Annotated in this window: 19 protein-coding genes; 10 read left to right on the top strand and 9 right to left on the bottom strand. The window is 62.3% G+C overall.

Translation table 11 applies throughout. From position 1 onward, the window contains the following. Positions 1–8: 8 nt before the first annotated feature. Positions 9–731: a GntR family transcriptional regulator gene (locus tag AC1D1J_RS04325; protein ID WP_477685446.1), complete on the top strand. Its 723-nt coding sequence runs from the start codon at positions 9–11 to the stop codon at positions 729–731. Positions 732–745: 14 nt separating this feature from the next. Here the strand turns inward: AC1D1J_RS04325 and AC1D1J_RS04320 are convergent, their stop codons facing one another. Continuing rightward, positions 746–2023 (bottom strand): SGNH/GDSL hydrolase family protein, encoded by a 1278-nt coding sequence (locus tag AC1D1J_RS04320; protein ID WP_477693974.1) that lies wholly within the window; start codon positions 2021–2023, stop codon positions 746–748. A gap of 13 nt (positions 2024–2036) precedes the next feature. Further along, on the bottom strand, positions 2037–3266 hold the full coding sequence (locus AC1D1J_RS04315; RefSeq protein WP_477693973.1) for an MFS transporter: 1230 nt from the start codon (positions 3264–3266) through the stop codon (positions 2037–2039). A 120-nt stretch (positions 3267–3386) separates the two neighbouring features. Here AC1D1J_RS04315 and AC1D1J_RS04310 point away from each other — a divergent pair, with 120 nt between their 5' ends. Beyond that, positions 3387–4340, top strand: a complete 954-nt coding sequence (locus AC1D1J_RS04310; protein ID WP_477693972.1) for a LysR family transcriptional regulator — start codon at positions 3387–3389, stop codon at positions 4338–4340. 145 nt (positions 4341–4485) lie between these two features. After that, positions 4486–4974, top strand: a complete 489-nt coding sequence (locus tag AC1D1J_RS04305) for an Lcl C-terminal domain-containing protein (protein ID WP_477685450.1) — start codon at positions 4486–4488, stop codon at positions 4972–4974. A gap of 38 nt (positions 4975–5012) precedes the next feature. Here AC1D1J_RS04305 and AC1D1J_RS04300 read toward each other — a convergent pair whose 3' ends face one another. Then, positions 5013–6047 (bottom strand): NADP-dependent oxidoreductase, encoded by a 1035-nt coding sequence (locus AC1D1J_RS04300; protein WP_477685451.1) that lies wholly within the window; start codon positions 6045–6047, stop codon positions 5013–5015. Positions 6048–6330: 283 nt separating this feature from the next. On the opposite strand from AC1D1J_RS04300, the gene maiA reads away from it, so the two are divergent. Further along, a complete protein-coding gene (gene maiA, locus AC1D1J_RS04295; RefSeq protein ID WP_477693971.1) occupies positions 6331–6969 on the top strand; it encodes a maleylacetoacetate isomerase in 639 nt (212 codons plus the stop codon). Between the two features lie 115 nt (positions 6970–7084). After that, complete coding sequence (gene pgeF / locus AC1D1J_RS04290; RefSeq protein ID WP_477693970.1) at positions 7085–7894, top strand: peptidoglycan editing factor PgeF; 810 nt, start codon at positions 7085–7087, stop codon at positions 7892–7894. On the opposite strand, the gene AC1D1J_RS04285 is transcribed toward pgeF, so the two are convergent. Continuing rightward, on the bottom strand, positions 7802–8140 hold the full coding sequence (locus AC1D1J_RS04285) for a hypothetical protein (protein WP_477693969.1): 339 nt from the start codon (positions 8138–8140) through the stop codon (positions 7802–7804). The two genes, pgeF and AC1D1J_RS04285, sit on opposite strands and share 93 nt — an antisense overlap. Before the next feature lie 110 nt (positions 8141–8250). Between AC1D1J_RS04285 and phaC the strand changes: the two genes are divergently transcribed. The 4 genes from phaC (at position 8251) to AC1D1J_RS04265 (ending at position 14089) form a co-directional block, all read left to right on the top strand. After that, entirely contained in the window at positions 8251–10017 is a 1767-nt protein-coding gene (gene phaC, locus AC1D1J_RS04280) for a class I poly(R)-hydroxyalkanoic acid synthase (RefSeq protein ID WP_477693968.1), read from the top strand. A 68-nt stretch (positions 10018–10085) separates the two neighbouring features. Continuing rightward, positions 10086–11264, top strand: a complete 1179-nt coding sequence (locus AC1D1J_RS04275; RefSeq protein ID WP_477685455.1) for an acetyl-CoA C-acetyltransferase — start codon at positions 10086–10088, stop codon at positions 11262–11264. Positions 11265–11403: 139 nt separating this feature from the next. Then, positions 11404–12141: an acetoacetyl-CoA reductase gene (gene phbB / locus AC1D1J_RS04270; protein ID WP_477685456.1), complete on the top strand. Its 738-nt coding sequence runs from the start codon at positions 11404–11406 to the stop codon at positions 12139–12141. 235 nt (positions 12142–12376) lie between these two features. After that, positions 12377–14089, top strand: coding sequence for a cation:proton antiporter domain-containing protein (locus tag AC1D1J_RS04265; protein ID WP_477693967.1), 1713 nt, complete (start codon positions 12377–12379; stop codon positions 14087–14089). On the opposite strand, the gene AC1D1J_RS04260 is transcribed toward AC1D1J_RS04265, so the two are convergent. The 5 genes from AC1D1J_RS04260 to AC1D1J_RS04240 form a co-directional block, all read right to left on the bottom strand. Continuing rightward, positions 14086–14706, bottom strand: a complete 621-nt coding sequence (locus AC1D1J_RS04260; RefSeq protein ID WP_477685458.1) for a DsbA family protein — start codon at positions 14704–14706, stop codon at positions 14086–14088. The two genes, AC1D1J_RS04265 and AC1D1J_RS04260, sit on opposite strands and share 4 nt — an antisense overlap. A 33-nt stretch (positions 14707–14739) precedes the next feature. After that, on the bottom strand, positions 14740–15459 hold the full coding sequence (locus tag AC1D1J_RS04255) for a glutathione binding-like protein (protein WP_477693966.1): 720 nt from the start codon (positions 15457–15459) through the stop codon (positions 14740–14742). 33 nt (positions 15460–15492) lie between these two features. Beyond that, positions 15493–16026, bottom strand: a complete 534-nt coding sequence (locus AC1D1J_RS04250) for a cupin domain-containing protein (RefSeq protein WP_477685460.1) — start codon at positions 16024–16026, stop codon at positions 15493–15495. 75 nt (positions 16027–16101) lie between these two features. Continuing rightward, positions 16102–16497, bottom strand: a complete 396-nt coding sequence (locus AC1D1J_RS04245) for an RNA-binding protein (RefSeq protein ID WP_477693965.1) — start codon at positions 16495–16497, stop codon at positions 16102–16104. Positions 16498–16701: 204 nt separating this feature from the next. Then, a complete protein-coding gene (locus AC1D1J_RS04240) occupies positions 16702–18504 on the bottom strand; it encodes a M14 family metallopeptidase (RefSeq protein ID WP_477693964.1) in 1803 nt (600 codons plus the stop codon). A gap of 290 nt (positions 18505–18794) precedes the next feature. On the opposite strand from AC1D1J_RS04240, the gene AC1D1J_RS04235 reads away from it, so the two are divergent. Next, positions 18795–19280, top strand: coding sequence for a hemerythrin domain-containing protein (locus AC1D1J_RS04235; RefSeq protein WP_477693963.1), 486 nt, complete (start codon positions 18795–18797; stop codon positions 19278–19280). Position 19281 lies beyond the last annotated feature (1 nt).

The raw sequence follows: 19281 nt of genomic DNA, 5'->3' as shown, positions 1-19281 counted from the left end.
TCCCGGGCATGAACTTGCAAGAAACCGTTTTGATGCAATTGCGCGACCTGATCCTGCGCGGCGAGTTCGAGCCCGGCCAGCGTCTGGCCGAGCAGCAACTGGCCGAGCGCCTGGGCGCCTCGCGTACACCGGTGCGGGCCGCATTGGTCACGCTGGAGCAGGAAGGCTTGGTCGAGGCCAACGACACCGGCAAATACCTGGTGCGCCAGTTCACCCCGCGCGAAGTGGCCGATGCGATTGCAGTGCGCGGCCATCTGGAGGGCATGGCGGCGCGGCTGGTGGCGGAGCATGGCGTGTCGCGCCAGTTGCAGCTCGATTTGCAGTCTTGCCTGGATGAAGGCGACCGGGCGCTGGCGGCGAATCCGCTGGGCTATGACAACTACGCGGCCTATGCATCCATGAACGACCGCTTCCACGCGCTCATCCTGGAAGCCAGCGGCAACCGCGCGCTGCAACGCGCCATCGAATTGAACGACAAGCTCCCCTTTGCGTCAGCCTCGGCCATGCTGCCCATGCAGTCCACGCTGGAGCAGGACCGCGACTGGATGCACTACGCGCACCGCCAGCACCACATGCTGTTTGCAGCGCTCAAGGCTGGGGAGGGCGCGCGTGCCCAGGCACTGGCGGTGGAGCACACTGAGGTTGCGCAGATGAACATGCGCATGGCGCTGCAGCGGCGCGCCGAAACCGAAAGCCTGATGCCTGGTTTGCGCCTTGTGGTGGGCGGCTAGCGCCTGCCCGCGGTCTAGCGCTCACCCATTAATAACTTCAGGTCGATGGATTCAGCAACCGCCTTATTTCCGGCATCACCTAGGTGCAGGTGGTCGCCCGAGTCATAGGCGGGCAGGATGCGCAGCGGGTTCTGCGGATCGCGCGCCACCGCATCAAAATCCAGCACCGCATCGAATTCGCCGTTGTCGCGTATCCATGCGTTGACGCGCTGGCGCACCGCGTCTTTTGCGGGGCTGTAGTAATTGGCAATCGGTGAGCCCGGCATTGTCAGCGCGCCCTCGAATGGGGTCAGCGTGGCGCCGACGATGCGCACGCCGCGGCTCCTGGCGCGAGCAATCAGCTGCCGGTAGCCGGCGATCAGTGCGTCAGTCTGTGTGGCGGGCTCCTTGGGTTCAAGGGTGCTGCCTGGCCAGCTGATGTCGTTGATGCCCATGAGCAGCACTACGGTGGCAATACCGGGCTGACCCAGCACGTCACGCTCGAACCGGGCCAGTGCATTCATGCCCATGTGGTTCTTGAGCACCCGTCCGCCCGAAATACCCGCGTTGAGCACGGCCACGTTTTGACTGGCCAGGCGGCGCGCCAGAAAATCCGGCCAGCGCTGGTCGGCGCCCGGCGTGGACGCCGCACCGTCGGTGATGGAGTCGCCAAAGGCCACCACGCCGCGTGTGCCCGGTGCGGCGTCGACCAACACCGCGCTGAGGAAGAGGCGGCTGTTCACTACGCTATCGGCCTTGAGGACGCTCGCGTTCACGGCATTGCCTGCAGCAATCTGCGCGGGCTGCAGGCCGTCCCAGTGAATGGTGGTGAGTGGTGTCGGTTGCGGAAAATACAGGCTGACCGATAGGCGGCCGAGCGGTGCGACTGGAATTTCGACCGGGTCACTCATCACGACAGCGCTTGCAGGTACGGTGACTGTCTGTTGACCGCTGAAGGTCAATGCCTTGCCGGGTCTACCGATACTGCCCGCAGCATCGCCTGCGAGTGCGATGTGAGCCGCGCCAATCTGCAAAGGCTGCGCGCCATATTCGTTGGACAGCACGATGCGCACGCGTGAGCCGCCTACGCTGGCCCGGACGGTCTGGCGCGCGGTCTGGTCGTGAAGCGTGGCGGGAAGGCCCAGCGGCAGCACAAAGTCATTGCTCCAGATGGGTTGGGGGCTTGCCGTCCAGCTTGGCATCCACACGCCGGCACCAGCTGCCTGCGCCTGCGGTAAAGCACTGGCAAGCAGCAACGCGAATGAAAGAACGGCTTGCAGCGCGCGCCGCTTTGGAAAGAAAAATGTGTTCATGGCGAGGGCTCTTTCAGCAAGTGACAGGGATGCCCCGCGGCTCGGACTTGTCGCGCGACAGGCTGTACAAGGTGACCGCGATGCCGGCCACGGTGATCAGCGCGGCCAGCCAGCTCAGGCCGCCCAGACCGAAGGAACTGCTGACAACCAGGCCGCCCAGCCAGGCGCCCAGCGCATTGCCCACATTGAAGGCGCCGATGTTGAGGCTGGCCGCCAGGTTCTGGCCCGCGCCGTGCGCCTGCTGCAGCACGCGCATCTGCAGCGGCGCCACGGTGGCAAAGGAGGCCGCGCCCAGCAGGCCGACAAACACCACGGTGGCCACGGGCGAATGCAGCACAAGCCCCATCACGCCCAGCACCAGCGCCAGCGCGCCCAGGGTGACCAGCAGCGACATGCGCAGCCCGCGGTCGGCCAGGCGCCCGCCCAGCAGGTTGCCCACAAAAAAGCCACCGCCAAATACCAGCAGAATGGGTGACACCGCCGCTTCGCTGAAGCCGGTGATCTGCGTGAGGATGGGCTGGATGTAGGTGAAGATCGCAAACAGGCCGGCGAAGCCGAGCACCGTCATCAAGAGGCCCAGCAGTACTTGCGGGCGGGCGAGCCCGGCCAGTTCTTGCCGGATGGTCGAGGTACCGTTTTCAGCCGCGCTGCGCGGCACAAAAATGGCCAGCACCACAAAGGCGAGCAAGCCGATCAGCGTGACCACCCAGAAGGTAGAGCGCCAGCCGTAATGCAACCCCAGCCAGGCGCCAGCGGGCACGCCGAGCAGGGTGGCCAGCGACAGCCCGCTGAACATGATGGCGATGGCCGAGGCCTTGCGCTCGGGCGCGACCAGGCCGGTGGCCACGATGGAACCCACGCCAAAGAAGGTGCCGTGCGCCATCGACGTGATGATGCGGGCCGCCATCAGGCTGCCGTAGTCCGGCGCCAGCGCACAAGCCAGGTTGCCCAGCGTGAAGATGGCCATGAGCGCCAGCAACACGGTTTTGCGCGGCAGCTTGCGCGTGGCCAGCGTCAGCACCGGCGCACCCACCGCCACGCCCAGGGCGTAGCCGGAAATCAGCAGCCCGGCCGAGGCGATGGTGACGCCCAGGTCGGCTGAGACCTGCAGCAGCAGGCCCATGATGACAAATTCGGTCGTACCGATGCCGAAGGAGCCGGCGGTGAGGGCCAGAAGGCCTAAAGGAAGTGAAGGGAGTGAAGGGAGTGAAGGGAGTGAAGGGAGTGATTTGCGCGCATCCATGAAAGTCGCCTAAAAAGAGGATGTGCTGAGTGTGAAGACTAAGTGCTATCTTGACTAGAATGCAGTGAAGACAATCATTTGTGAATTCAATTCACAATAATTCGCGCAAAGTAACAGCTAATGCCCCGCATAGACGTCAACCGCTCCGGCGAGATGGAGGCCTTTGTTCAGGTTGTGGACAAGGGCGGTTTTTCGGCCGCCGCCCGGCAGCTGTGCATGACTCCTTCGGCCGTCAGCAAGCTGGTGACGCGGCTGGAGGCGCGGCTGGGTACGCGGCTTGTCAACCGCACTACGCGCAAGCTGCAGCTCACACGCGAAGGCGCGACGTTTTACGAGCAGAGCACGCGCGTGCTGGCCGACATGGACGAGGCCGAACGCGGCGCGGCCGCCGGCGCCATGCCGCGCGGGCGCGTCAGCATCAACGCCAGCATGCCCACCGCGCACTGCTTGCTGCTGCCGCTGGTGCCGGCCTTTCACGAGCGCTTCCCGGATATTTTGCTGGACATTACCTTGACCGACCGCGTGGTCAACTTGCTGGACGAGCGCACCGATGTGGCAATCCGCTGGGGCGCACTCGCGTCGTCCCAACTGGTGGCGCGGCGCCTGGGTGATACGGCGCAGGTGATTGTCGGCAGCCCTGATTACCTGGCGCGACATGGCACGCCGCAGACGATGGAAGAACTCGAAACCCATCAGCGCCTGGCCCATACCTTCAAGCGCAATATGCATTACTGGCCGGTGCGGGTAGACGGGCAGGTTCAGCAGTTGCCGATCACCGGCTATGCGCGCGCCAGTGACGGTGAGGCGCTGCGCCACCTGGTGCTGGCGGGCGCCGGGCTGGCCCGCATGTCGATGTTCCACGTCGGCCGCGATATTGACGCGGGCCGCCTGGTGCCGGTGGCTGAAAGCCTGAACCCGGGCGAACGCGAACCCATCCATGCGGTGTTTGTCGGCCGGGGCGGGCGCCTGCCGGCGCGCGTGCGCGTGCTGCTGGATTTCCTGGTTGAGCAGGTCACGCAAGAGGTTCTTGATGGTGGCGGGCTCGGGCGTGACTACCAGCTGCATCAGCCCTGACGCCTGGATGCGACCGCACACAAACAGTGCGTGAGTGCTAAGTACTACCCCCTACATAGGTTCCCTATGGTTGCAGCGAGATAACTTGCCTAGTATTGGTAACAAGTCGTAAGGCTGCAAGGCCGCTCCGGCCATGGAGATTTCTATGCACCGCATTTCCGTCCACACCTTGGGTCTTGCCCTTTTGCTGTTGGCTTTGTCCAGCGCAAGTTTTGCGCAAGAGCGCTTCAGCGTATCCGCAGACAACCAGGAAGTCACCGATAGCCGCACCGGCCTGGTCTGGCGGCGCTGCGCGGAAGGCATGGTCTGGAAGGGCAAGACCTGCACCGGGCAACCGGCTTTCCTGAGCCATCCCGATGCGGCCGCGCGTGCCAAGGCGGCTTCCGCGCCGGAGGCCGAATGGCGCTTGCCGATTCTCAAAGAACTCTCCAGCATCGTCTCTGCACGAGAGGCTGACGTGGACAAGGCGGCGATAGATCCCAATGCTTTTCCGGGCACGCCCGTGGCGCGCTTCTGGACATCGAGCAGCACCGGCCCGGGCTATTTCACCTTTGTGGGCTTTAGCGACGGCAGCGCCGGTGAAGCCCCGCGTGCCACGGCGGCCGTCGTGCGCCTGGTGCGCAATGCGAAGTAAGCGGCACCCAACGCCGGCAGCAGCCGGCGCATCGGGCCTCAGTCTTTGGCCACCTGCAGTACCAGTTTGCCGAAGTTCTCGCCGTTGAAAAGCTTGAGCAGTGTTTCCGGGAAAGTGTCCAGTCCCTCGACGATGTCTTCCTTGCTTTTCATGGTGCCGGCCTTGAGATAGCCGGCCATCTCCGCCACACCGACGTGGTAGCGGTCGGCGTAATCAAATACCACGATGCCTTCCATGCGGGCGCGATTGACCAGCAGCGATAAATAATTGGCGGGGCCCTTCACGGGCGTGGTGTTGTTGTATTGGCTGATGGCGCCGCAGATGATGATGCGGGCACCGCGCGCCAGCCGCGCCAGCACCATGTCCAGGATCTCGCCGCCCACGTTGTCGAAGTAGATATCGATGCCCTTGGGGCAATGTTCCTTCAATCCGGCACGCACGTCGCCGTTCTTGTAGTCGATGCAGGCGTCAAAGCCCAGTTCCTTGACCACCCAGTCGCACTTGGCCTTGCCCCCGGCAATGCCCACCACCCGGCAACCCTTGAGCTTGGCAATCTGGCCCACTGTCTGGCCCACCGCGCCGGCCGCGCCGGAAACCACGACGGTTTCGCCGGCCTTGGGCAGGCCGACTTCCAGCAGGCCGAAGTAGCCTGTCATGCCGGGCAGGCCCAGCACATTAAGCCAGGATGTGAGGCCCAGGCGCGGGTCGATCTTGAACATGCCGCTGCGCTTGATCTGGTCGGCCGGGATCAGGCAATATTCCTGCACGTCGAGTGCGGCGTTCACGTAGTCGCCCACGGCAAAGGCCGGGTTTTGTGAGGCGATCACTTTGCCCACGCCGCCGGCGCGCATCACGGCGCCGATTTCCACCGGCGGGATGTAGCTCTTGGCGTCGTTCATCCAGCCGCGCATGGCCGGGTCCAGCGACAGGTACAGGGTTTTGACGAGCACGCCGCCCGGGCCGGGTTCGGCCACGGGCTCGGTGGTGAAGCTCCAGTTGTCGCGTGTGGGCAAGCCGACGGGGCGGCTTGCCAGGCGAATCTGGTGGTTGGCTAAGGTGGCGATGGCGCTCATGGGTGTCTCCGGGAGTGGCGAATGCAAAAAGGCAATGGTAGTGGCGGACTGCCCGCGCGTCAGTCGCCCACGCGATTGCCCTGCCACTGATGCTCGCTCAACCAGCTCAGCTTGAAGCCGCACGAAGTGCGCGACGGCGGGGAGGTATTTAACCCAGCCGGGGCCGCGGAACCGGCTTTGCCGGGCCGCAGGCGCAGCGCCCCCTTTCGTGATGAAAGGGGCAGGGAGATGCCGCAGGCTCACGAAGTGCGCGACCGTGGGGGCCATCGTTTATGCTTTAGAGATGAAACTCCACAACTATTTCCGATCTTCTTCGTCGTTTCGTGTACGCATTGCGATGGAGCTGAAGGGCCTGAGCTACGACTACATTCCCGTGCACATTGCCAAAGGGGAGCACAAGCAGCCGCCTTACGCCGCCCTGGCCGCCGACACCCTGGTGCCCCTGCTGGAAGCCGATGGGGAAAAGCTGTCGCAGTCGATGGCCATCATCGAATATCTCGACGAAAAACACCCCGAGCCGGCTTTGCTACCGGCCGATGCGATGGGCCGTGCCAAAGTGCGCGCGCTGGCGCAGTCCATTGCCTGCGAAATCCACCCCGTCAACAACTTGCGCGTCCTGAAGTACCTGGTCAAGGAACTCAAGCTCGACGAAGCTGCAAAGAACGCCTGGTATGTGCACTGGTGCCGTGAAGGCCTGGAGGCCTTTGAACGCCAGCTGGCCCAGTTGCCTGCGTCGATCTATTGCTATGGCGACACGCCCACGCTGGCCGACTGCTGCCTGGTGCCGCAGATATTCAATGCCAAACGCTTTAACGTGAGCTTTGACGGCTTGCCCCGCACCATGGCTGCGTTCGACGCCTGCATGGCGCTGCCGGCCTTCCAGAAGGCCCAGCCTTCGGCCTGCCCCGACAACGAAGCCTAAATATGTGGCCCCCACGTTCCCCACTTCTTGTGGTTCACTGCCCCTTCCTGATATGTTCCAGGGCTCGTTTCCTGGGGGCGGCCCGTCGGAAAATTGGCCTACCGATCCGGTTGATATGGACGCACGCTGGCTGATCCCAGACTGGCCGGCGCCTGCCGGCGTGCGTGCAGTGTTCACCACACGTGGCGGTGGCGTGTCGCCCGTTCCCTATGACAGCCTGAACCTGGGTGACCACGTCGGCGACCAGCCGGCCAATGTTGCGGCGAACCGTGATGTGCTGCAGCGGGCAACGGGTAGCCACCCGGTATTCCTTCAGCAGGTGCATGGCAGCGAGGTACTGGTGTTGAGCGCCGATGCCGCTGACGGCCAGTCAGCCGATGCCTGCGTGACGGATCAGGCGGGACTTGCCTGCACGATCATGGTGGCCGATTGCTTGCCGGTGCTGTTCGCGAGCGAAGACGGCGCTGTGGTGGCCGCAGCGCATGCGGGCTGGCGCGGGCTGGCAGGAAGGCCGACGGGCCCGCACGGTGTACTTGAGGCAGTTTATGAGTCATTTCGGGCTCTGGCTCAACAAGCACGGGCGCAAGCAGCTATTAAAACAATAGCATGGCTCGGTCCGTGCATTGGGCCTGCAGCGTTCGAAGTCGGCGCTGAAGTCAAGGCCGTGTTCGAAACCGTGCAGCCTGACGCCGGCCGCTGCTTTACGCCGTGCGGCAGCGGTAAATACCTGGCCGACTTGCCGGCGTTGGCGCGTTTGCGCCTCAAGGCGATAGGGATTACACAGGTGTACGGCAATGACGGCAGCGATGCCTGGTGCACCGTGGGCAATCCGTCAAGATTCTTTTCCCACCGGCGGGATGCCGGCGTTGCCGGCAATGGGTTTGGCACCACGGGGCGCATGGCCGCCTGCATCTGGCGCGTGTGACGGTGAGGGTTTGTCTGGGGCTGCGTCCACGCCTGCAGTTTGCTGCAGGCGCTCTGCTGCTGCGCGTTTCTTGATCGCCTTGCTGCGGGCAGGGGCGCCCATCAGGTAAACCACCAATGCCACAGGACCCAGTCCATAGAGTACAAAGGTGACCAGTGCCCCCAGAAGTGTGCCGTTGCTGTTGGTGGCTTCGGCAACACTCATCATGAGCACAACGTAAATCCAGGCGATGACAATCAAATACATAAATACGTGCAACTCCGCGGCCCTGGTGAGCAATTTGTAATGCAAATCCTACGATACTGTTGGTGTGCTCAAAAGAGTCACCAGGACTCAACATGGATCGGGGAGACAAGATGAATTTTGACGCAAAGCAGGCCGAAGCGGCCCGGCAGATGCAAGAGACCTTTGCGGCAGGCCTGCAGCAGGCCATGAGTGTCATGGCGAACGCCGGATCAAGCGCCGGCTTCAATACTGGTGCCAACAACGGATTCGCACCATTGGGTGCGTTCAGCCCAGGCCAAACCCCACCGGCACTCCAGTTCGATCCGGCCAGGCTCCAGGAATTGCAGCAGCGCTATATCGCGGACGCCTCAGCCCTGTGGAACCAGGGGTTGCAGGAGGGCGCCGATACGCTAGTGTCTTCTGACCGCAGGTTTTCCAGCGCGGCCTGGAAAACCAACCCCGTCTCGAAATTTTCGGCTTCCACCTATCTGCTGAACGCCCGCACCATCATGGCCCTGGCCGACGCCGTCGAAGGCGACGCAAAGACCCGCGCACGCGTGCGCTTCGCGGTCGAGCAATGGATGGCGGCCACGGCGCCCAGCAATTTCCTGGCGCTCAATGCAGAGGCCCAGCAAAAAGCCATCGAGAGCCAGGGCGAAAGCATCGCCCAGGGTCTCACCAACCTGCTGCACGATCTGAAGCAGGGCCACGTGTCCATGACCGACGAGCGTGTGTTCGAGGTCGGTAAAAACGTTGCCACCACCGAAGGCGCGGTGGTGTTTGAAAATGAATTCTTTCAACTGCTGGAATACAAGCCCCTGACGGCAAAGGTGTACGAAAAGCCTTTCCTGTTGATCCCGCCGTGCATCAACAAGTTCTACATCCTTGACCTGCAACCCGAGAACTCGCTGATCCGCTATGCCGTCAGCCAGGGCCATCGCACCTTCGTGGTGAGCTGGCGCAATCCGGATGAGTCGATGGCCCAGAAGACGTGGGACGACTACATCGAGCACGCCGCCATCAAGGCGATCGAGGTGGTGCAGGAGATCACCGGCGCCAAAACCCTGAACGCACTGGGTTTTTGCGTGGGCGGCACCATCCTCGGAACAGCGCTGTCCGTGCTGGCCGCACAGGGTAAAAAGCCGGTGGCCAGTGCAACGCTGCTCACCTCGTTTCTTGATTTCACCGACACCGGCATCCTTGATATCTTCATCGACGAAACCTCGGTCAAGTACCGCGAGGCCGAGATGGGGGAGGGCGGCTTGCTCAAGGGGCAAGACCTGGCTTCCACCTTCAGCTTCCTGCGACCAAACGACCTTGTCTGGAATTACGTGGTCGGCAATTACCTGAAGGGCGAAACACCGCCTCCGTTTGACCTGCTGTACTGGAACAGCGACTCCACCAACCTGCCGGGCCCGTTTTACGCCTGGTACCTGCGCAATACCTATTTTGAGAACAATCTCATCAAGCCGGGCAAGACCGTGGTGTGCGGCCAGAAAGTAGACTTGCGCAAGGTCGACATTCCTGTGTACATCTACGGCTCGCGTGAAGACCACATCGTGCCGATTGGCGGCGCCTATGCCTCCACGCAGCACTTGCCTGGAAAAAAACGTTTTGTCATGGGTGCTTCCGGCCATATTGCGGGTGTGATCAACCCGCCGGCCAAGAAAAAACGAAGCTACTGGACCCGTGACAAGCTGCCACAGGGGAAGTTTCCCGCGACGCAAGCCGGTTGGCTCGAAGGCGCGACAGAACATCCTGGCAGCTGGTGGACGGATTGGTCGGAATGGCTCAAGGGCCATGCTGGCAAGCAAATTGCTGCACCCAAAACCTATGGCAGCCGCAAGTACAAAGCCATTGAGGCTGCGCCGGGCCGCTATGTCAAGGCAAAAGCCTGACGCAGCAAGCCGCGCCTCCCTAGACCGCATTCATAAACGCATCCTAAAACTTCAAAAAGGGACACATCATGGAAGATATCGTTATCGTTGCAGCCGGCCGCACCGGCGTCGGTAAATTCGGCGGCTCGCTCGCCAAAATACCCGCAACCGAGCTCGGCGCAGCCGTTATCAAGGGTGTGCTGGAGCGTTCCGGCCTCAATGCCGACCAGCTCGGTGAGGTCATCATGGGCCAGGTATTGACGGCCGGCGTCGGCCAGAACCCGGCGCGCCAGTCGGTCATCAAGGCAGGTTTTCCCAACGGCATTCCGGGCCTGACCATCAATGCGGTTTGCGGCTCTGGCCTCAAAGCCGTCATGCTGGCGGCGCAGGCTGTGGCCACGGGTGACAGCGAAATCGTCATTGCCGGCGGCCAGGAAAACATGAGCGCCGCGCCGCACGTACTCAACGGTTCGCGCGACGGCCAGCGCATGGGCGACTGGAAGATGATCGACTCCATGATCGTCGACGGCCTGTGGGATGTCTACAACCAGTACCACATGGGCATTACCGCCGAAAACGTGGCAAAGAAATATGAGATTAACCGCGAGGCGCAGGACGCCCTGGCGCTGGGCAGCCAGACCAAGGCTGCGGCCGCGCAGGACGCCGGCAAGTTCAAGGATGAAATCATCCCCATCACCATTCCGCAGAAAAAGGGCGACCCGGTGGTGTTTGCCGCGGACGAATTCATCAACCGCAAAACCAGCGCCGAAGGCCTGGCGGGCCTGCGCCCGGCGTTTGACAAGGCCGGTGGTGTGACGGCCGGCAATGCCTCGGGCCTGAACGACGGCGCTGCCGCAGTGATGGTCATGACGGCCAAAAAAGCCGCCGCCCTGGGCCTCAAGCCATTGGCGCGCATCGCCAGCTACGCAACCACCGGCCTCGACCCGGCCTACATGGGCATGGGCCCGGTACCCGCGTCGACCAAGGCACTGCAGCGTGCAGGCTGGAAGGCCCAGGACCTCGACCTGCTCGAAATCAACGAAGCCTTTGCTGCCCAGGCCTGCGCGGTGAACAAGGAGATGGGCTGGGACACCAGCAAGGTCAACGTCAACGGCGGCGCCATCGCGATCGGCCACCCGATCGGCGCATCCGGCTGCCGCATCCTGGTGACGCTGCTGCACGAAATGGCGCGGCGCGATGCAAAAAAAGGCATTGCCAGCCTCTGCATCGGCGGCGGCATGGGGGTTGCCCTCACGCTGGAACGCTGAATGTAAGGTAAAAGAGGCTGAGACTGGCTTGCACCGTGCGCTAGCAGCTATTAAATCGATAGCGAACCACGGTGGGCCGTTCGGCAGGGAAGTCATCAGGTAACGGTTTCAAATAATTCACAAAATCAAGGAGAGCGAAATGGCAAAGAAAGTAGCGTATGTCACGGGCGGTATGGGCGGCATTGGAACTGCCATCTGCCAACGGCTGGACAAGGACGGGTTCACGGTGATCGCCGGTTGCGGCCCCACGCGCGACTTCACCAAATGGCTCGACGAGCAAAAAGCCCTGGGCCATACTTTTTATGCTTCGGTGGGCAACGTTGGCGACTGGGATTCCACCGTCACGGCCTTTGACAAGGTCAAGGCCGAGCATGGCCCCGTGGCAGTGCTGGTCAACAATGCCGGCATCACGCGCGACGGCCAGTTCCGCAAGATGAGCAAGACCGATTGGGATGCCGTGATCTCCACCAACCTCAACAGCATGTTCAACGTGACCAAACAGGTCATCGAGGGCATGATTGAAGCGGGTTTCGGGCGCATCATCAACATCTCGTCGGTCAACGGCCAGAAGGGCCAGTTCGGCCAGGTGAACTATTCCACCGCCAAGGCCGGCCTGCACGGCTTCACGATGGCGCTGGCGCAAGAGGTGGCGGCCAAGGGCGTGACGGTCAACACGGTAAGCCCCGGCTATATCGGCACCGACATGGTCAAGGCCATACGCCCTGACGTGCTGGAGAAAATCGTCGCAGGCGTGCCCGCCAAGCGGCTCGGCCAGCCCGAGGAGATTGCCTCCATCATTTCCTGGATCGCGTCCGATGAAGGCGGCTACGCCACCGGCGCCGACTTCTCGCTCAATGGCGGCCTGCACATGGGCTGAGCACCGTCGTTCGAGCAGTTGATCAAAACCCGCTTCGGCGGGTTTTTTAATGCGTGGCTGTTTGGCGTAAACAACCTGCGAACGCGTGGGGAATTGGCCATGGGCCATTTCAATCGTCTGTAGTAAATTAAAGAGACATGTTCTACGGGGACAGCCCGCATGCCGGGCTGCGTCGCAGGCTTTCCCTGGAGTCTGAACGGGCTCTTAACCGCTTTCCAGAAGGAATCCCTTTCGCATGCCCCATAGCGTTTCCCTGATCAGCACGATTGCCGCAGGCTTGGGTCTGGCCCTGATTTTTGGTTTTCTCGCCGTGCGGCTGCGTTTGCCCGCGCTGGTGGGTTACCTGTTCGCAGGTGTGATCATCGGACCGTTCACGCCCGGCTTTGTGGCGGATGCGGAGATCGCGAGCCAGCTCGCTGAAATCGGGGTGATGCTGCTGATGTTCGGCGTCGGGCTTCATTTCTCGCTGGACGACCTGTTGGCGGTGCGCAAGATCGCGGTGCCTGGCGCCATCGTGCAGATGACGGTCGCCACCGCGCTCGGCATGGGCCTTGCGCACTGGTGGGGCTGGAACCTTGGCGGGGCGCTGGTGTTTGGACTGTCGCTGTCGGTCGCCAGTACCGTGGTGCTGCTTCGGGCCCTTGAAAGCCGCGGCATCCTCGACTCGGTCAATGGGCGGATTGCCGTGGGTTGGCTGGTCGTGGAAGACCTGGCCATGGTGCTGGTGCTCGTGCTGCTTCCGCCGCTGGGCGGCTGGCTGTCGGGCAAGGTTGATGCCGATGTCAATGCGCTGTGGAAAACACTGGGCATTACGCTGCTGCAAGTGGGCGGTTTTGTGGCGCTGATGCTGGTGGTGGGGCGCCGCTTCTTCCCCTGGGTGCTGTGGCAGGTGCAGCGCACCGGCTCGCGCGAGCTGTTCACGCTGTGCGTGGTGGCCGCGGCCGTGAGCATCGCGTTCGGCGCGACGGCGCTGTTCGGCGTGTCCTTTGCGCTCGGCGCCTTCTTCGCCGGCATGGTGATGCGCGAATCTGAATTCAGCCACCGGGCGGCCGAAGAGTCGCTGCCTTTGCGCGACGCTTTCGCCGTGCTGTTTTTCGTGTCGGTGGGCATGCTGTTTGACCCCTGGGTATTGCTGGAGCGGCCACTGCAGGTGCTGGCCGTGGTGGGCATCATCATCGTTGGCAAGACATTGGCGGCCGGCTTGCTGGTGATGGCATTTCGCTATCCGCTGAACACCGCGCTCACCGTCTCGGCCAGTCTCGCGCAGATCGGCGAGTTCTCGTTCATCCTGGTGGGCCTGGGTGCATCGCTAGGCCTGCTGCCCCCCGAAGGGCAAAGCCTGGTGCTGGCGGGTGCGCTGATCTCGATTGCACTCAACCAGCTGGTCTTCAAGGCGGTTGAGCCCTTGCAGCAATGGATCCTGGCGAAGTCACCCCTGGCGCGCAAGCTGGAGGCCCGCGATGACCCGACGGCGGAGCTGCCGGCCACGACCGACCCGAAGTATTTGTCGAATCATGTGGTGCTGGTGGGCTATGGACGGGTAGGGCGGCGTATCGCCGATGCACTGAAGGCTCATCACGTTCCGTTTGTGGTGGCAGAGCAGAATCGCGAGGCAGTGGAACGGCTTCGGGAGCAGGGTATTGCGGCCGTGTCTGGCGATGCGGTGGAGGCGGAAGTTCTGGTTCAGGCGCACATCGCGCAGGCGCGCATGCTCGTGATCGCGACGCCCGACACGCTGGACGTCAGGCGCATGGTCGCCACTGCGCGTTCACTGAATCCGGCCATTGAAACCGTGGTGCGTACCCACAATGAGGCTGAGGCGCGCCTGCTCGACAACGAGAAGGCCGGCAAGGTCTTCCTCGGTGAACAGGAGCTGGCGCAGTCCATGGCGCGCCATGTGCTGGAGCGCGTCGGTGCCACCGCCGGCGCGTCAACCGCAGCGCATTAGGCGCCTGCTCTGGCCCGCAACACAGCGGAGCGCACCAGCGCAAGCCTGTCGCTGCCGAAATACATGTCGTCGCCCACAAAAAAGGTGGGTGAGCCGAACGCACCGCGCCGGATCGCTTCGTCGGTGTTGGCTTTGAGTTGCTCCTTGATGTCGGGCCTTGCGATGCCAGCCTGAAACGCTGCGGGATCAATGCCAACTTGCCGGCAAATCAATGCCAACACTTCATCCTGCGAGATGTCTTCCTCACGTGTGAAATAGGCTGCGAAGGTAGCCTCGATAAATTCAAGGTAGTGTGGCTCGGCCAAGGCATCCTGTGCAATCCACAGGCAGCCCCGCATGGCCTTGACGCTGTTGACCGGGAACACCTTGGGCGGGAAGGCGATCTTCAGTCCTGCTTCGCTTGCGCTGTCCTGTACGTCCTTGAGCATGTAGCGGTTCTTCGGCGTGTTCATGTCTTCACGCGCCGCATAAATTCCTTTGTTGACGGTGTTGAAAATACCGCCCACCAGTACCGGCCGCCAGCGGATGGTTTCTTTGAGTTCGGCTGCCAGCGGCTGGATGTTGCGAAAAGCGATGTAGGTCCAGGGGCTGGAGCAGTCGAAGAAGAATTCAATCATGGGTATCCCGGTTTTTGAGGAAGGAAAAGGGGGTCAGGAAACCTTGTGCGCGCCGTCCCGTACGCTTTGCGCTGTCTGGCCAAACAGGGCCTTGCGTGCATCATCGGTCAGCGCCGGTGCGCGCAGTTCCTTGCCCAGGTTCAGCCCGCGTTTGACGGCAGGCCTTTCAAACAGGGTGTCGTACCAGCGTTTTACATGGGGGAATTTTTGCAAGTCAACCTGCTGAGCCTTGTGTGTACGCACCCAGGGAAAGATGGCCATGTCGGCGATGGAGTAAGCAGCACCCGCCACATGCGCACCGGTTCGTGCCAGTTGCGCATCGAGCACGCCGTAAAGGCGGTCCACTTCCTTGCTGTAGCGCTCGATCGCATAGGGGATTTTGTCCGGCGCATACAAAAGAAAATGCCCGTTTTGCCCCGCCATGGGACCGAGTCCACCCATCTGCCACATCAGCCACTGCATGGCCTGGTAGCGCTCGCGCAATTCGGCAGGCAGAAAGCGGCCGGTCTTTTCGGCCAGGTACATGAGGATGGCGCCGCTTTCAAATACCGCCAGAGGCGTGCCGCCGCTGGCGGGTGCGTTATCAACGATGGCCGGCATGCGGTTGTTGGGGCTGATGGCGAAAAATTCTGGCGTGAACTGCTCACCCTTGCCGATGTTCACCGGGACCAGCCGGTAAGGCAGGCCGCATTCTTCCAGCATGATGGAAATCTTCCATCCGTTGGGTGTAGGCCAGTAATGCAGGTCAATCATGGGAAATCCTCGGGTTCTTGAACTTGTTGAGCGCTAGATCAATGGCGCCAGCTGCGGATGGTCGGCGGCGATTTGCCGGGCTTCGTTGCCGCCAGACTCCATCATCCGGAAGTCGGAAAAATCAAAACCCGGACCCACCATGCAGGCCATGAGGGTGTAGCCCGCCGCGGCATTCGCCTGTGGCCTGGCCGCCTGCCAAAGGCCGGCAGCCACAACGTGTTGAGGGGTGGTTGCCGCACTGACAGGGCCCAGCGCCGTGCGGCTCAAGCGGTTGTCCTCCGCGTTCCATGTCCAGAGATCGAGTGATGCGCCCTCCAGATGGACCCACACCTCGTCGGAAAGAACGCGGTGCCACCGTGAGTGTTGGGTGGCGTCAAGCAAAAAGTAAATCGAGGTCAGGGCATTGCGCACCGGTCTTCCGTCCTGCGGCGCCACTTGCTGTGTGGAGCGGAACACCTCGCAGTACCAGCCTCCTTCCGGATGCGGTTTCAGCCGCAGCTGTTCAATGAGCTGGCGAGCGCGGGGCGTCGTAGTGGGCAGGTCTGGAGTGTGGCTGGACTGGGGCATGAGGCGCAGTGTGCCTTAAACCCGGGCCGGTTTTCAACCTGCCCCGATTGTCCTTGGGCACCTGCGGGACGGGCGTTACTCCAGGTCCTCGATCGCCAGGCTGTGGTACTTCTGCGCATAGGAAAAAGGCACTGTCCGCACGACTTCCATGATGCGCTCCGTAGCGTCTTTGGACGGCACCGGAATCATCAGCGCATGGTGGCCTTCCCGTGCGAGGTCCACGTACTTGTGGACCGTCGCGCCCTCGGTGCCGACACGCGGCAGGTTCACGTCCGAATGGCCATCCGCCTTGCCGATGTCCTCGAGGATGTCTTCCGGTGTCAGCAGCATGATGCCGTTGCTGGCTATTTCCAGTTCGTGGGCCACGTGCCTGGCGTCTTCAAGGTCCGGGAACATGATGAAGGCGTAGCCGGTGGGGTAAAAGACACCCCCCATACTGAGCATTTTTTTGGTCAGTTCGAAGTTCTTCATGGCGAGTCCTTTCATGCATTGCGTTGGTTCAACGAATCATTAAGGCGCGAAAACTGTAAATTTCCGGTCAGCCATGACATCCTCTTCCTGTCAGACGCAGACGTCAAGTCAGGCCCGAGACTCATCTCTTATGCCAGCAGGGGCCGCAGGCGCAGCGGCCCCTTCGGGGGGCAGGAAGCTACACGAAGTGAGCGACCGTGGGGGCTACAAGTCCTCTAGCTTGATGGTCGGCTCAGCCATCACACGTACCGTGCTTTGCAGTCCCTGCAGGAGCTGGTTGGCGAAGTAGCTGCTCTGGGTGTCGGGCTCCAGTGCAGCAAACACCAGGTTGCCAAGCGGTTGATTCAGCGGCACGTAGTAGCTGCCGCGAGGCACGTCCACCACGCCGCGTGTCAGGCTGACCTGGACCTTGAGAACGGCTTTGCCGTCGGCGATGGTGCCGCGCACGTCCTGGCGTTCACCCGAGGTGCTGGACGTTTCCCGATAGCTGTCGCCGAGCATGGAACCCTGTTCGGCAACGCGCTGCACCTGGACGCCGTGCAACCGCAGCCGGTCGACGGCCACGGTGGAGGCTGCCGACAGCCAATAGCCGCAGGGGCGTGCACGGGCTTTAAGGCTGCGCAGCGCAAGGGCAGAATCCCAGTCCACGGACACAGTCTTGTCGGCGCCTGTCACGGGGTCGAGCATGAGCAAGTCGTACTGTGCGGAAGTAGGCGCTGCCTCCACGACAGCTTCCTCCTTGCAGGCTTTGGCGCCGACCTCCTTGTCGAGGTAGGGCCGCAGCTGTTGCAGCTCGTTCGCGCGCTGGGCGGTGCTCGCCAGCGCACTGGTGATGGCTGTCACGTGGGTGTGAACGCGCCGCTGGATATGCAGGCGGCCAATGCCAACTCCGCGTGTTTCGATCAGCAGGCTGATGGCGTTTTTCAGTCCATAAACATTTCGGCCGGTGTCGGGTTGGGTGCCGCCCATCGAGATTTTTTTGTCGGCCAGGTCGCTTGAGGTGGTGTAGTACCACTCCGTGGTGAGGTTTTGGCCCTTGAGGGCTGCCAGCAGAGGGCGCCGGTACCACTCTTCCGCGGCCTTGGTCAAAAACTCGGGCAGGTTGGCGGTGGTGGCGTACTGGAACAGCGCGTCGAATTTCTGCACGCTGCCGAACTTCTGCAGGAAGCGCCCCACGACCGTGTACTCATGGGCGTCGACTACCACGGTGGGGTGGTAATCGCGGGCGAGCCTGGCAAGCGCCTGGGCTTCCGGTGTGTTGAGCAGCATGTGGTCGCGGTTCATGTCCAGCCCGCCTGTGGTCGCACGTTGCTCATTCGCTGCACCATCAGGATTGGCGCGCGGAACAATCACCACATTGATGCGGTCCAGCGCGGGCCGCAGCAAACCTTGGGCAAGCTCCCGGGCGATGACCAGCAGCGCTTCGCTGCCGGCAGGCTCGTCGCCGTGCTGCTGGCCTACCAGCAGCACCGTGGGCTTGCCTGCTGACTGCATTACCGTGGGGTCCGTGCCGCCAGCGCGGGTCAGGACCAGTGCTTCAAGTGTTTCACCGCGCTGTGACCGGCCTATGGGCAGCACGGCAGCCCTGACCCCGGGCGTGCGGGAAGCTGCGGCGGCCTGCTCGCGCAGCCATGCCTGGATCTCGGCCTGCGTGGTGAACGTGGTGCGGCCGGCTTGAAGCCCTGGCGTGTTGTAAACAACGGAGGGTGCCGGAAAGCGCGCGGCAACCGCGTCGCTATAAGGTGCGGGTTGGCCGACCGTTGCTGTTGGGGGCGCGACGGGCGAGGTCTGGACCGCAGCGGCCGCAGGCGCAGGACGTTGCGCGGCGGGCGCTGGGGCTGGTGAGGGCGCAGAAGTCTGTGTGGAGGGTGGCGTCCATGGCGGAAGCGGTACCGAAGTGCAGGCGATTAGCAACGTCAGCGGAAGCAGTGCGACAAGCGGATGTATCCGGAATGTGGGCGGAACGTGTGCGTGTGAGGTGGAGTTGTGCGGCATGGTCGGCGTCATTTGTTCCTGCACTTCAGGGCCTGAACTGTTCGGAGAGGTGTAGCCGCCCATATTACCCGCTTGGCAGCCCGCAGCGCGCGGGTTCGGGCGAATTAGACGGACCTCTGCAGCAAGGCCGCCACGGTTTTCGCTCGGCTCCGCCAGGTTCCTGTATTCCTACAAAAGCGCTCCCGTGTTTCCCACAAATCTCGCGCGAGCGTCGGCCTAAATTGGCTGGGCGATTGGTTTTGCCGGCCGCATTGAATTTCAACCCACAAACAGACTGACCATTAACCCCAAAGAGGATCCCCATGAGCAAAGCACCTCCAAAAAAGCACGATGCTGTAGATCTGCTGGATGCCGACCATATTGCCGTTAAAAAGCTTTTCACCACATTCAGGAAGTTATGCGACAGCCATGCGTCCGGCGAGGAGAAGCGCGAAGTAGCCGACAAGATCTGCCAGGAGCTGACGGTACACGCGCAAATTGAAGAAGAAATCTTCTATCCTCAAGTTCGCGCGGCCATCAACGACGACGCGCTGCTCGACGAGGCGGAAGTGGAGCACGGTACGGCCAAGGACCTGATCGCACAGATATCGGGCATGGATCCGGAAGACGACCTGTATGACGCCCGAGTGACGGTACTGGGCGAATACATCGACCACCACGTGAAGGAAGAGCGCGAGGAAATGTTCGTCAAGGCCCGCAAGTCCAGGCTGGACCTGGTGGCATTGGCCGACGCGCTGAGCCAGCGCAAAATGGAACTCATGGACGAATTCAAAACCGCCGAGGTCTGAC

The sequence above is a fragment of the Polaromonas sp. P1_F8 genome (assembly GCF_056405635.1).
The sequence above is the reverse complement of the archived record's forward strand: the minus strand, read 5'-3'. Positions and strand labels throughout refer to the sequence as shown.

Excerpts from the sequence above, each read along its gene's own strand:
- AC1D1J_RS04325 (WP_477685446.1), top strand. The coding sequence starts at position 9 with ATGAACTTGCAAGAAACCGTTTTGATGCAATTGCGCGACCTGATCCTG.
- AC1D1J_RS04320 (WP_477693974.1), bottom strand. The coding sequence starts at position 2,023 with ATGAACACATTTTTCTTTCCAAAGCGGCGCGCGCTGCAAGCCGTTCTT.
- AC1D1J_RS04315 (WP_477693973.1), bottom strand. The coding sequence starts at position 3,266 with ATGGATGCGCGCAAATCACTCCCTTCACTCCCTTCACTCCCTTCACTC.
- AC1D1J_RS04310 (WP_477693972.1), top strand. The coding sequence starts at position 3,387 with ATGCCCCGCATAGACGTCAACCGCTCCGGCGAGATGGAGGCCTTTGTT.
- AC1D1J_RS04305 (WP_477685450.1), top strand. The coding sequence starts at position 4,486 with ATGCACCGCATTTCCGTCCACACCTTGGGTCTTGCCCTTTTGCTGTTG.
- AC1D1J_RS04300 (WP_477685451.1), bottom strand. The coding sequence starts at position 6,047 with ATGAGCGCCATCGCCACCTTAGCCAACCACCAGATTCGCCTGGCAAGC.
- maiA (WP_477693971.1), top strand. The coding sequence starts at position 6,331 with ATGAAACTCCACAACTATTTCCGATCTTCTTCGTCGTTTCGTGTACGC.
- pgeF (WP_477693970.1), top strand. The coding sequence starts at position 7,085 with ATGGACGCACGCTGGCTGATCCCAGACTGGCCGGCGCCTGCCGGCGTG.
- AC1D1J_RS04285 (WP_477693969.1), bottom strand. The coding sequence starts at position 8,140 with ATGTATTTGATTGTCATCGCCTGGATTTACGTTGTGCTCATGATGAGT.
- phaC (WP_477693968.1), top strand. The coding sequence starts at position 8,251 with ATGAATTTTGACGCAAAGCAGGCCGAAGCGGCCCGGCAGATGCAAGAG.
- AC1D1J_RS04275 (WP_477685455.1), top strand. The coding sequence starts at position 10,086 with ATGGAAGATATCGTTATCGTTGCAGCCGGCCGCACCGGCGTCGGTAAA.
- phbB (WP_477685456.1), top strand. The coding sequence starts at position 11,404 with ATGGCAAAGAAAGTAGCGTATGTCACGGGCGGTATGGGCGGCATTGGA.
- AC1D1J_RS04265 (WP_477693967.1), top strand. The coding sequence starts at position 12,377 with ATGCCCCATAGCGTTTCCCTGATCAGCACGATTGCCGCAGGCTTGGGT.
- AC1D1J_RS04260 (WP_477685458.1), bottom strand. The coding sequence starts at position 14,706 with ATGATTGAATTCTTCTTCGACTGCTCCAGCCCCTGGACCTACATCGCT.
- AC1D1J_RS04255 (WP_477693966.1), bottom strand. The coding sequence starts at position 15,459 with ATGATTGACCTGCATTACTGGCCTACACCCAACGGATGGAAGATTTCC.
- AC1D1J_RS04250 (WP_477685460.1), bottom strand. The coding sequence starts at position 16,026 with ATGCCCCAGTCCAGCCACACTCCAGACCTGCCCACTACGACGCCCCGC.
- AC1D1J_RS04245 (WP_477693965.1), bottom strand. The coding sequence starts at position 16,497 with ATGAAGAACTTCGAACTGACCAAAAAAATGCTCAGTATGGGGGGTGTC.
- AC1D1J_RS04240 (WP_477693964.1), bottom strand. The coding sequence starts at position 18,504 with ATGACGCCGACCATGCCGCACAACTCCACCTCACACGCACACGTTCCG.
- AC1D1J_RS04235 (WP_477693963.1), top strand. The coding sequence starts at position 18,795 with ATGAGCAAAGCACCTCCAAAAAAGCACGATGCTGTAGATCTGCTGGAT.